Origin of the sequence: Janthinobacterium sp. P210005 (assembly GCF_036231865.1) — a bacterium.
GTDB lineage: Bacteria > Pseudomonadota > Gammaproteobacteria > Burkholderiales > Burkholderiaceae_D > Janthinobacterium > Janthinobacterium kumbetense.
In genome coordinates this window covers 320014-335955 of record NZ_JAZARC010000003.1, presented here as the reverse complement: position 1 = coordinate 335955, position 15942 = coordinate 320014, and the positions used below count along the sequence as shown (strand labels likewise).

Below are 15942 nucleotides of genomic sequence, written 5' to 3'. Positions count from 1 at the left end.
CTTAGTCGCTGAAGTGGTCGAAAGACGATAAGCGCAGGTCGAGCGGCTGCCCCCTTGCATCCACCAGCCGCAGGCCCGCCTGCGCCTCGATGCTGCCCACGCGCGTGACGGGCGTGCCGCAGCTTGCCGCCAGGGCGGCGATGGCCTCGCGCGATGATGTCGGCGCCGTGAAGCACAGTTCATAGTCGTCGCCGCCGGCGGCCGTGTAGCGGCGGCGCACGCTGGCCGCTTGCCGCGCCAGCACGGGGCCGGCGGGCAGGGCGTCGACGTCGAGGGTGGCGCCCACTTGCGACGCTTTCAAGATGTGGCCCAGGTCTCCCGCCAGGCCGTCCGAGATGTCGATGGCCGCATGCGCCAGGCCCGCCTCGGCCAGGGCGCAGCCCAGCGCCACGCGCGGCGTGGGCGTGTGCATGCGCGCGGCCGCTGTCAGCAGGTCGGCGGGCGCCAGCTCCTGTTCCATGCGGTAGCCGGCCAGCGCCAGGCGCGCGTCGCCGACCGTGCCGCTGACCCAGATATCGTCGCCCGCCACGGCCGCGCTGCGGCGCAGGGCCTGGCCCGGCGTCAGTTCGCCAAACACGGTGATGCAGATATTTAAGGGGCCCTTGGTGGTGTCGCCGCCGATGAGTTCGCAATCAAAGGCGTCGGCCAGCGCGAACAGGCCTTCGGCAAAGCCGGCCAGCCAGGCGCGTTCCGCCTGCGGCAGCGCCAGCGCCAAAGTAAATGCGACGGGACGCGCTCCCATGGCGGCCAGGTCGGACAAATTCACGGCCAGGCTTTTGTGGCCGAGCATGCGCGCGTCGGCGCCGGCAAAGAAGTGCCGGTCCTCGACCAGCATGTCCGAGGAGATGGCGATCTGCTTGCCCGCGCCGGGCGTGAGCAGCGCGCAATCGTCGCCGATGCCCAGGGTGGCGCGGCCGGGGCGCTGGCGCACGAAATATTGTTTGATCAGGTCGAATTCGGAAAGCGCGTCGTGTGGGGCCATGGCGTGGTCTGTTCGTTGAATGATGGTGTGGCCCGGCTATTATAGGCTGGCCTACAATACAGGCCTTTGCCACCGCCGATCATGCCCCTATGCCCTTCCACGATATCCACGCCCTGATGCAATCCTATCTTGACGACGGCTGGCTGCGCGAGCCGCAGGCCGTCGGCCTGGACACGTTTACGGCGCCGGAACTGCTGGCGCGCGGGTTTTACGAGCTGTGCGATGGCGGCCAGCTGTGCCTGTATGAGGACGAACGTTACTTCCGCCGTGCCGGCCGCGCCGTGCAGGCCTCGTTCAAGGTGTATCTGCAGCAGGGCCGCTTGCACGCGAACGGGCTGGAGCTCGGCTATCAAGTGCGCCTGGCCAGCGTGCTGCGCGCGGCGCGGCGCCCCCTGCCGCCGTTCCGGCTGCTGCTGGAAAGTGGCGCCCACAGCGGGGCGCTGCTGTTCGACAGCGGCCTGGTGCTGCAGTTCGCGACCAACCTGCATGGCGCGCCCCGCCATTATTTCCTGACCCTGGTCGAGGGGCAGTTGCCCGATCCCGGTGCGGGCGAACTCGACCTGCGCGCCGCCAGCGAGGGCCACGTCCAGGCCCTGTATGGACACTGCGCGCCGGAAGAATTGCAGCGCCAAGCCCGGCGCGGCCATGCGGCCCTGCGCGAGCTGGCGCGCCTGCTTTCCTAAACTTAGACTTTCTTCGCCTGCGCCATGCCGTGCAGCAGCTTGGCCAGCAACTGGTCGAGCTGGCGCTGCTCGTCCGAGTTCAAAGCCGAGAGCATCGCGCGCTCGTTGTCCACGTGCAACAGCACCAGCCGTTCAATCAATTCCAATCCCCTTTGCGTCAGGGCCACCAGCACGCCGCGCCGGTCCGTCGGATGCTTTTGGCGTTCGATCAGGCCGGCCGCTTCCAGGCGGTCGATGCGGTTGGTCATGCCGCCCGAGGACAGCATGGCCGCCTCGTACAGGGCCGTCGGCGTCAGCGCATATGGCGCGCCGGAGCGGCGCAGGGTGGCCAGCACGTCGAATTCGCCCGGCTGCAAGCCGTGTTCCGCAAACAGGGGGTTGAGCCAGTCGCGCGCCATCAGCTGCGCCACCGTGCCCAGCTGGCCCACCAGCTGCATGGCGTTCGTATCCATCTGCGGCAGTTCGCGCTGCCATTGTGCGGCGGCAAATTGCGCGCGCGTGTGTTCTTGCGGGGTATCGGTCATGGTGCCATCCATTTATCTCGACATCAAGATACATTTCTATCTTTATGTTAAGATACTTTTCATCGAGTTATTTTATATGACGCATTAAACCATGTGCCTCCCAGCGAGGCAAGGACTACTCTCCCATGCCATCCGAACGCCCCGTCTCTTCCCCGCTTCCCTCGTCCGCCCTGGTGGTGGCCGCCATCATCCTGCTGGGCCTGAACCTGCGGCCCATCCTGGCCGCCATCGGCCCCTTGCTGGATAGCATCCAGGCCGGCACGGGCCTCAGCAATGCCGACGCGGGCTTGCTGACCACCGTGCCCGTGTTCGCCATGGGCGTGTGCGCCTTGCTGGGTGCGCAGCTGCAGCGCCGCCTGGGCGTGGCGCGCGGCATCGGTATCGGCATCGCCATCATCGCTTGTGCCTGCGCGCTGCGCTGGCCCTTGCACGGCAGCGGCGGCTTGATCGCCACGGCGGCCTTGGGCGGCCTGGGCATCGCGCTGGTGCAGGCGCTGTTGCCGGCCTTCATCAAGCGCCATTTCCCCGCGCGGGCAGGGCAGCTGATGGGGTTTTATACGACGGGCATCATGGGCGGCGCGGCCATTGCCGCCGCGTCCGCCTCGCCGCTGGCACAGTCGCTGGGTTGGCAGGCGCTGCTGGCCCTGTGGGCGCTGCCCGCCGTGGCGGCCGCGCTGCTGTGGCGCCGCGCGTCGGCTTCGCGCGTGGACGTGGCCGGCGGTGCCGGCGCCAGCCTGCCCGTGGGCAGTGGCCGCGCCTGGCTGCTGATGGTGTTTTTCGGCATCGGCACGGGCGCTTACACCCTGGTGCTGGCCTGGCTGCCGCCGTTTTATACGGAACTGGGCTGGAGCGCGGCCGACAGCGGCTTGCTGCTGGGCGGCCTGACCCTGGTGGAAGTGCTGGCGGGACTGGTTATTTCCAGCGTCATCCACCGCTTTCCCGACCGCCGCATCCTGCTGCTGTCCGTCCTGCTGGCCGTGCTGGCCGGCCTGGCTTGCCTGATCGTGGCGCCCGCGCAACTGGCGCTGCCCGCCGTGATATTGCTGGGCTGCGGCATCGGCGCCCTGTTTCCCCTGTCGCTGATCGTCAGCATGGACCATGTGACGGACCCGGCCGGCGCCGGTGCGCTGCTGGGTTTTGTGCAGGGCGGCGGCTACATCATCGCCAGCAGCATGCCCTTCATTGCCGGCCTGATCCGCCAGCATTCGTCCAGCCTGGCCCAGGCGTGGATGGTGATGGCCGGCGGCGTGGTGGTCTTGCTGCTGATCGCCGTGCGCTTCGCACCCCGCGCGCGCCTGGCCCCATTGGATTAGCGTGCGCCTGCCGGGTGCCGGCAGCTGCTATATTTCGCTCATGAACATCGTCGACCACTATTTGACAGGATTGCGCCAGGCCATGCCGCCGGAGCCGTTGGCGGAGCTGGCGCTGGCCAGCGGCGCCAGCGCGGCGCAACTGGCCAGCCTGCGCGAAACGTATCCGCTGTGCCCGGACAGCCTGCTGCGCTTGCTGGGCCAGTACAACGGCACCTATTATCAGAAGTATGCGGGCGGCATGGTGCTGGTGTACATGCTGGGGTCGGACGTGTTCGAGTATCCGTATTACCTGAGCTCCGTCGAGCAGATCCTCAAGGATGGGCAGGCGAACCAGCGCAGCATCGCCGACATCTACGGCCATTATCTGGACGACGATCCCGGCATTGTCGACGCCCGCATCGACGCCGGCATCCGGCAGGGCCAGCGCCTGTGTTTTTCGCATTGCATGAACAATGGCGGCTCGTCCCGGCTGTATATCGATTTCACGCCCACGGCGTCGGGCAAGGTGGGGCAGGTGGTGCGCTTCCTGCACGATCCCGACAGCTACCTGGTCATCGCCGACAGCTTCGACTCGTATTTGCAGATGCTTATCGATGACGGCTATGCCTTCCTGACAGATGAGAATTTTGAATAACCGGGCCGCGCCGCCGTCCCTGCTGCCCGCCAACCGCCGCATCGTGCTGTCCGGCGAGGATGCGCTGCGCATCCTGCGCGAGATCGAATTCCTGCTGCAGTCGCTGCATCACATCGGCCGCCATTATTATCCCGATGGCGACGATGACGGCGCCGATGCCCTGCGCCGCGCGCAGTATTGCGCGGAGACGACGCGCTTCATCGACGCGCAGCAAGCGACGACGCGCCTGGCGCTGATGCGCCGCATTTTGTCCGCGCCGTTCGACGGCACCCTCGGCGCGGACGACATGGACGATATCGAGCGGGCCGTCGCCGCGCTGCCGCTGTGGCGCGCCGCCGATATTCCATCATAAAAACTAATTGAAATCTAAAATTTGATAGTTTTTCCTGTTCAGGACGTTTGTGCCGCCGCACGGCCTTACAATGCTAGGTTATGCGTTTTCGTGATATCAGACTGTGGCTAGCGGAAAATACCTAGCTAATTGAAAGAATCGGTCTGATAAAATCCGGAACACCCGATCGACCAAACAGGAAGGCAGCACAGCATGGATTCGTCATCTGATAAAAAAGAAGAATTGCGTCAACAATTGCGCTTGGCCGCACTCGAGTATCACGAGTGCCCGCGCCCCGGCAAAATCAGCGTGACGCCGACCAAACAACTGACCAACCAGCGCGACCTGGCGCTGGCCTACTCGCCAGGCGTGGCCGCTCCCTGCGAAGAAATCGTCATCGATCCGGCGAATGCCTATAAATATACGGCGCGCGGCAACCTGGTGGCCGTCATCACCAACGGCACGGCCGTGCTGGGACTGGGCAATATCGGCCCGCTGGCCGCCAAGCCGGTGATGGAAGGCAAGGGCGTGCTGTTCAAGAAGTTCGCCGGCATCGACGTCTTCGACATCGAAATCAACGAGATGGACCCGGACAAGCTGGTCGACATCATCGCTTCGCTGGAACCGACCTTCGGCGGCGTGAACCTGGAAGACATCAAGGCGCCCGAGTGCTTCTACATCGAGCGCCAGCTGCGCGACCGCATGAAGATTCCCGTCTTTCATGACGACCAGCACGGCACCGCCATCATCGTCGGCGCGGCCATCCTGAACGGCTTGAAAGCCGTCGGCAAGAAAATTGAGGATTGCAAGCTGGTCGTATCGGGCGCGGGCGCCGCGGCGCTGGCCTGCCTGGACCTGATCGTCGACCTGGGCTTCCCCCTGAAAAACATCTACGTCACCGACCTGGCCGGCGTCGTCTACAAGGGCCGCACGGAACTGATGGACCCGGACAAGGAACGCTTCGCGCAAGACACGCCGCTGCGCACCCTGGCCGAGATCATCCCGGACGCCGACATCTTCCTCGGCGTCTCCGCCGGCGGCGTGCTGAAGCAAGACATGGTGCGCAAGATGGCGCCGAACCCGCTGATCCTGGCGCTGGCCAACCCGAATCCGGAAATCCTGCCGGAAGAAGTCAAGGCCGTGCGCAGCGACGCCATCATCGCCACGGGCCGTTCGGACTATCCGAACCAGGTCAACAACGTGCTGTGCTTCCCGTACATCTTCCGCGGCGCCCTCGATTGCGGCGCCACCACCATCACGCGCGAGATGGAAATCGCCGTCGTGCACGCGATCGCCGACCTGGCGCATGCCGAGCAGTCCGACATCGTGGCCACCACCTACGGCATCAGCAACCTGTCGTTCGGTCCTGAATACCTGATCCCGATGCCGTTCGATCCGCGCCTTCTGATCAAGATCGCACCGGCGGTCGCCAAGGCGGCCGAGGATTCGGGCGTCGCCACGCGTCCGATCAAGGACTTGCAAGCGTACGCAGACAGCCTGCAGCAATTCGTCTACCGCAGCGGCACCTTCATGAAGCCGCTGTTCCTGATGGCCAAATCCACGCCGGCCGAACTCAAACGCATCGTCTACGCCGAAGGCGAAGAAGAGCGCGTGCTGCGCGCCGTGCAAGTGGTGGTCGATGAAAAACTGGCGCGTCCCATCCTGGTCGGCCGTCCACCGGTGCTCGAAGCGCGCATCCAGAAGTTCGGCCTGCGCCTCAAGCAAGGCGTCGACTTCGACGTCATCAACCCGGACTTCGACGAGCGCTATCGCGATTACTGGAATACGTACTACGCCATGACCAGCCGCAAAGGCGTCACCGAGGAATACGCTAAACTGGAAATGCGCCGCCGTCACACCCTGATCGGTTCGATGATGATCCACAAGGGCGACGCCGACGGCATGATCTGCGGCACCTTCGGCACCACCCAGCTGCACCTGAAATACATCGACCAGGTGCTGGGCAAGCGCGCCGGCAGCAATGTCTACGCCGCCATGAACGTGCTGATCATGCCGGAACGCCAGCTGGTGATGGTCGACACGCACGTCAATGAAAACCCGGACGCGGACCAGTTGGCCGAGATCACCATCATGGCCGCCGAAGAGATGACCCGTTTCGGCCTGTCGCCGCGCGCAGCCCTGCTGTCGCACTCGAACTTCGGTTCCAGCGATAGCGCCTCGGCGCAAAAGATGCGCGCCGCGCTCGCCATCATCAAGGAACGCGCGCCGGACCTGGAAATCGACGGCGAAATGCACGGCGATACGGCCCTCGACAGCAAGCTGCGTCAGAAAATCATGCCGAATTCGGCACTGAAGAACGACGCCAACCTGCTCGTCATGCCGAACATCGAATCGGCCAACATCGCCTACAACCTGGTGAAGACGGCGGCCGGCAACGGCATCGCCGTCGGTCCGATCCTGCTCGGTTGCGCCAAGCCCGTGCACATCCTGACGCCATCGGCCACCGTGCGCCGCATCGTCAACATGACGGCCCTGTGCGTCGTCGACGCCGTGGCACAGCGCAAAGCCTAAGCTGTTAGCTGCCGCCTGAAAGCCGCGCCATCCGCAAGGAGGCGCGGCTTTTTTTACATGGGCGACACGGGCAGGGCCGCGGCGGGCGGATGGCGGCGCAGGTAGTAATGGCGGTACAGCATGATCTCGCCCCATACCAGCAGCAGCGCCACCAGCGCGAACAGGCCCAGCGTGATCTTGAGCGAATTGAAATAGGCGCCGGCTTGCCGTTTGATGGCGTCGATGAAAATCATCGGCACTGACTTGTCGAGTTTGCTGAAGTCGGCATGGCGCGCCACGTCGGTGGTCAGGCGCACGGCCAGGTCGGTGCCCAGCGCGGCCAGCTCGCCAGTCGCCTGGCCACGGAAGTTGGCGCCCTTGAGCGCTTCGCCGAGCAGGCCGACCCTGGCGATCAGCTGTTCCTGCAGCACCTGCGTCAGCAGCACGCTGCCGCGGCGCAGAATGAATTCATTGATCCAGCGCGCCTTGCTGCGTTCCCAGTAGCTGCTCGATGTGGGCTGGTAATACATGCCTTGCACGAACGGTTCGAGCAGGCTGCGCACGCTGATGGGCTGGCCCGGGGCGATCAGCTTGACCTGCTGTTCCAGGTAGACGCGCAGCGCCGGCATCTGCGCTTCGACCACAGGCTGCAAGTCGCGCTCGAGGGCCTGGTTGACCACGCGGTGCACGCTGTGCACGGCGCCAAATCCGGCACCGAGGAGCGGCAGCGCGAGCAGGATCAGCACATAGCTGAGCTTGGCGGCCACATGCCAGGCGCGGGGACGGCGCACCAGCAGGCATTTTCTGGCCAGCTGGTAGCAGATGCCGAGCGCCAGCACGAAGCCGGCCGCGCTGCACAGCAGCATCCACGGCAGGGCGGTCCACAGCAGTTCGCCGCCGAACGGCACCAGGCTATTGCCCCAATTGAGGAGTTGTTGGTTCATGTACATTGCTTTGATATGGATAAACAGGCAAGTATACCCATTGTGCAACGACATGGAGCGCGCTTGGTGTCAGTGCGCCATCAGCACCGGCAAGGTCATCTGGCGCAGCACGGTTTCCGTCACGCCGCCCAGCAGGATTTCGCGGAAGCGCGCGTGGCCGTAGCCGCCCATCACCAGCAGATCCGCATGCACTTCGGCGGCCATGGCCAGCAGCGCCGCGCCGATGTCGCCCGTGGCGACGGCCGGGCGCACTTCCACGGGCACGCCGTGGCGGCTCAGGTAGGCGGCGATGTCGGCGCCCGGATGGCGCGCCGGCTGCGCGTGGCCGACCGGCGGATGCAGCAGGGCCAGCACCACCAGGCGCGCCGCGCGCAAGAGGGGCAGGGCGTGGCCGATGGCGCGCGTCGCTTCCATGCTGCCATCCCAGGCCACCACGACCGTGTTGTCCACCTGTGCGAACTGGCCGCTGCGCGGCACGATCAGCACGGGACGGGCAGCGTTCAGCATCACGTAGGGCACCAGGTCGCTCATGGCGCCGGGCAAGGCTTCGCCGGCGTCGTGCTGGCTCAGCACGGTCAGATCGCTGTAGCGGGCGCTGACGGCCATGCCGCCATCCTCGTCGTCTTCGATCAGGCGGCGCTCGAGCGAGGCGGCGCCGGCCTGGCGCGCCAGCGTCTCGAACTGGTCCAGCGCCTGTTCCGCCTGCCCATGCAAGGCTGAAATCTGCGCCGCCACGGCGCCGCCGCGCATGCCGCGGTTGTTTTCCAGGGTAAAGCGCGACATGCCCGTCATGGCGGCGCCGATCAGGTGCGCCTGGTGCGCGTGCGCCAGCCGCGCCGCGATGGCGATGCGCTGCGGCGCATGGCGCGACAGGTCGGCGTGGACGAGGATGGATTTGTAAGCCATGTTGTCACTCGGTAGTCAGGATGGCAACAAGGCTAGAACGGCAACACGGGCAAGTCCAGCATTGCCGTGCTGGCCGGGGCTTTTCTTATGCTGGGCTTGATGTAAGTCAAAAAAAGAGAGGCCAGGGCCATCTGCAAGTGCGCAGCCAGGAAAGTGCGAGCTGTTTGATGTGCATCAAAATGCCTGCCCCAGCGCCAGCCATAATGGCATTGAACTCCTGGCCCCTCCAGTGGTCTGCATCGGCGCCGGCGCCATCTGTCCGGCACTTGCTTGTGTGACGCAACAACGCTGGCCGTGGCGGGAGTTCACTCTTCAAGCGGGCGCGTGGTGTTCCGCTTTCTCTGCCCAGCGCAGCCGGATGGCGTCGATGGCGGGCAATTCCCCGACAAACAGGTCGACCAGCCGCGCATCGAAATGGCTGCCTTGTTGCGCTTGCAGATAGCCCACGGCGTCCGACACCGACCACGCGCGCTTGTACGGGCGCACCGAGGTCAGCGCGTCGAATACGTCCGCCACGGCGACGATGCGCCCCGCCAGCGGGATCGCTTCGCCTGCCAAGCCGTTCGGGTAACCGCTGCCATCCCATTTTTCATGGTGCGACACGGCGATGGCGCGCGCCAGCGCCAGCATGCCGCCTTCCGCATGTTCGCCGATGATGTCGCCGCCGATGCGCGCATGCGTCTGCATGATGCTCCATTCGTCCGCGTCGAGCTTGCCCGGCTTTTGCAGGATGCGGTCGGGGATGCCGATCTTGCCCACGTCGTGCATGGGCGCCGCGTGCAGCAGGTCGTCCGCGGCGGCCTCGTCCATGCCGGCGGCCACGCCCAGCAGGCGCGCGTAATGGCTCATGCGGATCACGTGCAAGCCTGTTTCATTGTCCTTGTATTCGGCCGCCAGGCCCAGGCGCTGGACGATCTGCAGCCGCGTTTCCTTCAATTCATCGATGCGCACCAGCGACAGATGCGTGCGCACGCGGGCGCGCACGATGGCGGGGCTGAGCGGCTTGGTGATGTAATCGACGGCGCCCGCCTCAAAACCGCTCAGTTCGTCGCGCATGTCGTTCAGGGCCGTGACGAAAATGACGGGGATGGCGGCCGTCAGCGGCGCGGCCTTCAGCTGGCGGCAGGCGTCGTGGCCGCTCATGCCGGGCATCATCACGTCGAGCAGGATCAGGGCCGGGCGCTCCTGCTGCGCCAGCGCCAGCGCCCGCGCGCCATCCTTGGCGAACAGCAGCGCATAGTCGTTCTGCAAGATCTGGCGCAGCAATTGCAAATTGGCCGCCTCATCGTCGACGATGAGAATCACGGGCCTGGCTGGTGCATTCATGGGGACTCCGGGGCGTAGGTGTGCAGCAAGTCGTGCAGCAGCGACTGTGCTTGGGGGAAATCAAAGTCGTCGATGGCATGCAGCAGCGGCGTCAGCTCGTCCGCTTGCGCGCCCATGGCGTGCTGCAACTGTGCTTGCGCCGCGTCATCGAGTTCGCCGCGCCGCAAGGCGCTTAACAGGGCACTGGCCGCTTGCCGGACGGCGGGCGCGTCGATGGCCGCCGCCGCCGTTGCCGCTGGCAAGGCAGGCGGCGCCAGCCGGGCGATGGCGGCCGTTGCCGCCGGCCATTGCGTCAGCAGGGCGCCCAGGATTTCGTCGAGCTGCAGTGCCGTGGCGGGAGCGGGACCGAGACCGAGACCGGGACCGGCGCAGCATTGCTCCAGCGCCGCCAGGCTGGCGGCCAGTTGCTCCAGTCCCAGGTTGGCGGCCACGCCGCGCAGTTGGTGGCTGTGCGACAAGAGCGCCGCGTGGTCGCGTGCCTCGATGGCGGCCAGCAGGGCGGGAGGCAGGCGCGGATGCTCGCGTCCGAAACGGGCCAGCGCCGCGCGGTAGGCGCTGTCGTTGCCGGCCCAGCGCTGCAGGGCGCCCGCATGGTGCAGCACCCGTCCGCCAGCGGGCGGCGGTGCGAGGCTATCGTCGGCCGGGTCCGCCGCCAGGCCCAGCACGCGCGCGATTTCCAGCGCCAGCGCCTGCCATTCGACGGGCTTGGTGGCAAAACCGTCCATGCCGGCCGCCCGCGCCGCCTTGCGGTGCGCTTCGAGCACGCTGGCCGTCATGGCGATCACGGGCACGCGCGGGCGTCCGTCGCGCAGGGCGGCGGCACGGATGGCTTGCGTGGCGGCCAGGCCATCCATGTGTGGCATTTGCAAGTCCAGCAGCAGCACGTCGAAGTCATCCTGCTGCGCCAGTTGCAAGGCTTGCGCGCCATCGCCGGCCGTGACCACCGTGTGGCCACGCTTGCCCAGCAGTAAGCTCAGCAGTTCCAGGTTTTGCGGCACGTCGTCGGCGGCCAGCACGCGCAGGGGCGGCAGGCGCACGCTGCGCCGTTCGCTGGCGGGCAGCGCCGCCTGGCGCGCCGGCAGCAAGGGCAGCATGACGTGGAACACGCTGCCGTGCGGCAAGGCGGCATCGGCCCAGATGCGCCCCTGCATCAGGGTCACCAGCTGCCGGCTGATGGTGGTGCCCAGGCCCGTGCCGCCGAAGCGCCGCGTGGTCGAGGCGTCCGCTTGCACGAAGGGATCAAAAATGGCGTCGCGCCGTTCCGCGGGGATGCCGATGCCGCTGTCCTGCACCAGCAGGTGCAGCTGGCCATCGTCGCGGCGCGCCGCCAGGCTGACGGCGCCGCCGGGCGTGAACTTGATGGCGTTGTCGAGCAGGTTGCCCAGCACTTGCCGCATGCGCAATTCGTCGCCATGCAGCATGGCCGGCAGTTGCGGGTCGTACTGCACCTCCATGCGCAAGCCCTTGGCGCGCGCATGGATGCCATACGTGGACGCCAGCTCGTCGACCAGCGCCAGCAGGCTGTAGTCGCGCAATTCCAGCGCCACGGCGCCCTTGTCCAGCTTGGCAGTATCGAGCACTTCGTTGAGCAGGCGCAACAGCGAGCGGCCGGACTGGCGTACGGTATCGAGGTGGCGCCGCTGCTCGGGCGCCAGCGGCGAGTCGAGCAGCACATCGGTAAAACCGAGGATGGAATTCATCGGCGTGCGGATTTCATGGCTCATGTTGGCGACAAAGCTGGCCCGCGTGGCGGCCGCCAGCTCCGCTTTTTCCTTGGCCATGCGCAAGTCTTCCTCCATTTGCCGCCGTTCGCTGATGTCGAGGATGACGCCGTCGACCCAGCGTACGGCGCCTGCCGCGTCGTGCACGACGGTGCCCCGCTCCCACAGCCAGCGCGCCGTGCCGTCCGCATGCAGCAGCCGGTATTCGAGCAGGTAGGGCTCGCCGCTGGCGACGCTGCGGTTGAAGACATCGATGACGTAGGCGCGCTCTTCGCTGGCGATCAGGCCCGTGATGGTGCGGCGCGGCGCCGCGCCGAGAAAGTCGGCGGGCGGATAGCCGGTGACCCCTTCCACGCCGTCGCTGATGAACAGCATGGGCTGGTTTTCCGCCGTGGTGCAGCGAAAGGCGATGCCGGGCAGATTGCCGATCAGCGAGCGCAACTGCTGCTCGCTTTCGCGCAGGGCGGCCAGCATGGCGCGCCGTTCGCTGATGTCCGTAATGAACAGCACATATAAATCCTGGTCGGCCAGGCGCGCGCTGGCCATCGAGCGCTGCACGGCGACCGGTACTCCATCCTTGCGCAGGTAGACGATTTCCTCGCTGGTGTGAACCGCCTCGCCTTCGCCCGTGCGCAGGTAGTGCAGCAGGCCCTGCTGTTCCGACTGGCGCACGTCGCTGACCAGCAGGCTGACGTGGCGGCCGACAATTTCCGCCGCCCGCCAGCCGAGGATGCGCTCGGCGGCGCCGTTGAAGTCGATGATGCTGCCATGCCGGTCGATGGTGATGACGCCGTCGACCGTGCTCGTCAACAGCGACCGTGTCCAGTGTTCGCTCTGGTTCAGGTGGCGAAACAGTTCGCGGTAGCGCAAGATGCCCACGGCCGAGGCGACGAGGATCGTCAGGGCGATGGTCAGCAGGGTCACGCTGATCACCAGCATGGGCCGGTTGGCATCGGCATCATTGCCTGGGGGAATCGTCCCCACGAAGCGGGCGGCTTGCATGCCCATGTAATGCATCCCGGCAATCGCGCAACCCATGACGCCAGCGCTGATCAAGGTGCGCCGCGAGGCGGACATGCGGCCGCTCCAGCCGCGCAGGCCGAAGCGTATCCACAGGGCCACGGTGGCCAGCGCCACGGCAACGACGAGCGACAGCGCGAACAGCAGCGGCTCGTAGCGCAGCGACAGGCCCATGCGCATGGCGTGCATGCCCGTGTAATGCATGGCGCCGATGCCCAGGCCCACCAGCAAGCCGCTCCTGAGCAGCAGCGGCGCCGTGACGGCGCGCCGGCTGATGGTGGCCAGGGCCACGAACGAGGCCGCCACGCTGGGTACGATGGATAGCAAGGTCAGGCCCGGATCGTAGGCGACGCTGGTGCCCAGCTCGAAGGCCAGCATGCCGATGAAATGCATGGCCCACACGCCGCAGCCCAGCGCCAGGCTGCCGGCCAGCAGGCACAGCAAGTGCAAGCGGCGGCTGATGCTCGCCTGCGCGCGGCTGTACGCCGTCATCTGGAAGGCCATCCACGACGTGAAAATGGCGATCACGAGCGACAGCAGCACCAGGCCCGGCGCATGCTGGCCGTGGTGCAGCTGGGCCGGATCGGCGGGAAGGTGGAACAGGTGCTGGACGCTGGCAGGTATCATCGTGGGCAGGCAAAGAGAGCGTCGTGGCGCTGAAAACAGGATCGGGGCCGGCCATCGCTGCGGGTGGCCGATGCAAATGACCTTACCAGATTTCTGGAAACAAATATCTTATTTGTAATTATTTTCTCTGTCGTGCAAGCCGTGCGCAGGCGGAAAAGCGGGGCGCAGGCCTCGCCGCACCAAGGGAATGGCGGTGCGGGCGAAGAAGTTTCCATCAGGAATTGTGTGGTTTTTTTGCAAAGTGCGACGTCTTGCCTTGTGTCATGCTACATTCGCGTCCTGCTTTTTTCTGAAAGGATGACGATGCCTTTAGGTAACAACTTCTTGCGGCATAATCAGCAAGCCTGGGATGCCCAGGCGGCCCGGAACAGTCCCTGGTCGCAGCCCGTCGACAGCGCCACCATCGCCGCGGCGCGCGCCGGACAGTGGCTCATCCACCTGACGCCCGGCCCCTTGCCGGCCGGCTGGCTGGATGACGTGCGTGGCAAGCGCATCCTGTGCCTGGCCGGTGCTGGCGGGCAACAGGCGCCCGTGCTGGCGGCCGCCGGCGCGCACGTGACCGTCTTTGATCTGTCTGAGCAGCAACTGGCGCAAGACCGCATGGTGGCCGAGCGCGACGGCTTGCAGTTAATCACCGTACAGGGCGACATGCGCGACCTGGCCTGCTTCGCCGACGCCAGTTTCGATGTCATCGTCCATCCCGTGTCGAACCAGTACGTGCCCGATATCGCCCCCGTGTGGCGCGAATGCGCGCGCGTGCTGGCGGACGGTGGCGTGCTGTTGAGCAGTTTCTTCAACCCGGCCGTGTTCATCGGCGACCGCGACCCGCAATGGGCAAAACAGGGCTTGATACGGCCCCGTTTCGTGCTGCCGTACTCGGATGTGGCGGATATGGATGCCGATGCGCTGGCGGCGCGCATGGAAAGGGGCGAGGCACTGATCTTTGGCCACGGCCTGGACAGCCAGATCGGCGGCCAGCTGGCGGCGGGCTTCGTGCTGGCGGGATACCACGAGGAAATGCATCCCCACCCGCGTTTTGAAATTGAAAAATACCTGCCCAGCTTTATCGCCACGCGCGCCGTCAGGCTGGCGCGCGCGGGATAGCGTTTAGTTGTAGGGCTGCAAGTCCAGCCAGACGGCATACGACAGGCGCTTGCCATTCCACAGTCCGCCGCCGCGGATGACGGCGTCGCACGAGGTCAGCTGGCCCACCAGGTCCATGCGGCCCAGGTTGCGGCGCAGGCGCAGCGCGTCGTTGTGCGACAGGTAGCCGACCAGCTGGCCATCGATGAAGACGGCGATGGCCTTGTCCTGGAACGGGTTGGCATCGTCGCAGACGAGCAGGGCCAGGCATTTCTCTTCCGCATTGCCGGGACCGTGCTCGCCGGCCAGTCTGGCGATGGCGGGCTGGTACATCGATTCGTTTTCCACTTCCGACGCAAAGCGCCCCTCATCGGTCCAGTGATGCGCGGGTGCGCCCGCAGGAATCGCCGGCACGTACTGGCGCACCGACATGAGCGGCTTGTGCAGCGGTTTGGCGGGCGTGCGGCCGCTGAAGACGTAGTACAGCAGGGCGATGACGATCACGATGGCAAGCAGGTAAAGCATGGTATCTCTCTGATTTCTGAAGGGGAAGCCGGTGGCGCGGGCGCATTGCGCGGCGTTGCCGCTACTATAGCAAGTTCGCCGCCTGGTTCCGGGTAAATCTGGCCATCAGGCGGCGCCGCCGGCGCAGTGCGCGCGGGTCGTTCAGCACGATGGGCGAGGCGCCCGTCAAGCCCGAGTAATACTGGCCGTGCTGGCGCAGGACGATGGCATAGTCGCGCAGCACGTGGCCCTGCGCCAGCATGCGCGCGTCGCAATCGACTTCGATGGCAAAGCGCAGCCGGTGCAACTGCCACCACAGGGACACATTCCACGGCATGAGAATAATCAGGGCGTACGCCACGGCCAGCAGCTGCGGGTCGCGCGCGGCCAGCCGGCATTGGGCGTGCGCCAGCAGCAGCGCCTGTTGCTGGGACGAAATCAATCGCAGCCAGACGGGCATTACGATGCGCGGCCGCAGCAGTCCCGCCACGCAGGGACCGATGCCGCCGCTCAGGAAGACGGGCGTGCCCAGCAAGGTGCTCTTTTGCCAGCGCCGCTGGTGCGACAGCAGCCAGACGCTGCGCAGCGCCAGCAGCATCAGCATGCCGCTCGATAGCATGAACCAGCCCAGTTTCAGCTGCGCCTGTTCCGCGGGCATGGCCGCCAGCACGCCGGGCAGCCATGCCAGGGGCACGATGGCGGACGCGGCGATGGCCGCCAGCCACAGCCAGCGCGTCGTGCGGCCGCGCCTTTGCTGCGTGCGCTCGGCGCGCCAGGCGGCGGCGCTCAACAGCAGCGCCAGCGCCATGGTGCACAGCAACCAGGCCGGCATC

General features: G+C 66.1%; 14 protein-coding genes. 6 read left to right on the top strand and 8 right to left on the bottom strand.

Going from position 1 to position 15942, the window contains the following annotated elements; all coding sequences use genetic code 11:
* Position 1: 1 nt before the first annotated feature.
* Positions 2 to 982 carry a thiamine-phosphate kinase gene (gene thiL, locus VPH40_RS15225; RefSeq protein WP_328573873.1) on the bottom strand — a complete coding sequence of 327 codons (981 nt, stop codon included), beginning with the start codon at positions 980 to 982 and terminating at the stop codon, positions 2 to 4.
* Positions 983 to 1071: 89 nt separating this feature from the next.
* On the opposite strand from thiL, the gene VPH40_RS15220 reads away from it, so the two are divergent.
* On the top strand, positions 1072 to 1665 hold the full coding sequence (locus tag VPH40_RS15220) for a hypothetical protein (protein ID WP_328573872.1): 594 nt from the start codon (positions 1072 to 1074) through the stop codon (positions 1663 to 1665).
* A 2-nt stretch (positions 1666 to 1667) separates the two neighbouring features.
* Here VPH40_RS15220 and VPH40_RS15215 read toward each other — a convergent pair whose 3' ends face one another.
* The gene (locus tag VPH40_RS15215) at positions 1668 to 2189 is read right to left on the bottom strand and encodes a MarR family winged helix-turn-helix transcriptional regulator (RefSeq protein WP_289903338.1); all 522 of its coding nucleotides are present in this window, start codon (positions 2187 to 2189) and stop codon (positions 1668 to 1670) included.
* A gap of 125 nt (positions 2190 to 2314) precedes the next feature.
* Between VPH40_RS15215 and VPH40_RS15210 the strand changes: the two genes are divergently transcribed.
* From VPH40_RS15210 to VPH40_RS15195, 4 genes are all read left to right on the top strand, one after another.
* Positions 2315 to 3502, top strand: coding sequence for an MFS transporter (locus tag VPH40_RS15210; protein ID WP_328573871.1), 1188 nt, complete (start codon positions 2315 to 2317; stop codon positions 3500 to 3502).
* 1 nt (position 3503) lies between these two features.
* Complete coding sequence (locus VPH40_RS15205; protein ID WP_328573870.1) at positions 3504 to 4136, top strand: SMI1/KNR4 family protein; 633 nt, start codon at positions 3504 to 3506, stop codon at positions 4134 to 4136.
* Positions 4129 to 4488 carry a hypothetical protein gene (locus tag VPH40_RS15200; protein WP_328573869.1) on the top strand — a complete coding sequence of 120 codons (360 nt, stop codon included), beginning with the start codon at positions 4129 to 4131 and terminating at the stop codon, positions 4486 to 4488. The genes VPH40_RS15205 and VPH40_RS15200 overlap by 8 nt, the downstream gene beginning before the upstream one ends.
* Positions 4489 to 4680: 192 nt before the next feature.
* Positions 4681 to 6999: an NADP-dependent malic enzyme gene (locus VPH40_RS15195; RefSeq protein WP_099666388.1), complete on the top strand. Its 2319-nt coding sequence runs from the start codon at positions 4681 to 4683 to the stop codon at positions 6997 to 6999.
* 53 nt (positions 7000 to 7052) lie between these two features.
* Here the strand turns inward: VPH40_RS15195 and VPH40_RS15190 are convergent, their stop codons facing one another.
* The 4 genes from VPH40_RS15190 to VPH40_RS15175 all read right to left on the bottom strand — a co-directional run bounded on the left by VPH40_RS15190 (position 7053) and on the right by VPH40_RS15175 (position 13522).
* Entirely contained in the window at positions 7053 to 7922 is an 870-nt protein-coding gene (locus tag VPH40_RS15190; RefSeq protein ID WP_328573868.1) for a hypothetical protein, read from the bottom strand.
* A gap of 69 nt (positions 7923 to 7991) precedes the next feature.
* Positions 7992 to 8828, bottom strand: coding sequence for a universal stress protein (locus VPH40_RS15185; RefSeq protein ID WP_305054111.1), 837 nt, complete (start codon positions 8826 to 8828; stop codon positions 7992 to 7994).
* 312 nt (positions 8829 to 9140) lie between these two features.
* Positions 9141 to 10154: a response regulator gene (locus VPH40_RS15180; protein ID WP_328573867.1), complete on the bottom strand. Its 1014-nt coding sequence runs from the start codon at positions 10152 to 10154 to the stop codon at positions 9141 to 9143.
* Positions 10151 to 13522: an MHYT domain-containing protein gene (locus tag VPH40_RS15175; RefSeq protein WP_328573866.1), complete on the bottom strand. Its 3372-nt coding sequence runs from the start codon at positions 13520 to 13522 to the stop codon at positions 10151 to 10153. The genes VPH40_RS15180 and VPH40_RS15175 overlap by 4 nt, the downstream gene beginning before the upstream one ends.
* Positions 13523 to 13819: 297 nt before the next feature.
* On the opposite strand from VPH40_RS15175, the gene VPH40_RS15170 reads away from it, so the two are divergent.
* A complete protein-coding gene (locus VPH40_RS15170; RefSeq protein ID WP_328573865.1) occupies positions 13820 to 14626 on the top strand; it encodes a class I SAM-dependent methyltransferase in 807 nt (268 codons plus the stop codon).
* A 3-nt stretch (positions 14627 to 14629) separates the two neighbouring features.
* On the opposite strand, the gene VPH40_RS15165 is transcribed toward VPH40_RS15170, so the two are convergent.
* Both VPH40_RS15165 and VPH40_RS15160 read right to left on the bottom strand, forming a co-directional pair.
* Entirely contained in the window at positions 14630 to 15130 is a 501-nt protein-coding gene (locus VPH40_RS15165) for a hypothetical protein (protein WP_305062834.1), read from the bottom strand.
* 64 nt (positions 15131 to 15194) lie between these two features.
* Positions 15195 to 15941 carry a M56 family metallopeptidase gene (locus VPH40_RS15160; protein ID WP_328573864.1) on the bottom strand — a complete coding sequence of 249 codons (747 nt, stop codon included), beginning with the start codon at positions 15939 to 15941 and terminating at the stop codon, positions 15195 to 15197.
* Position 15942: the final 1 nt, after the last annotated feature.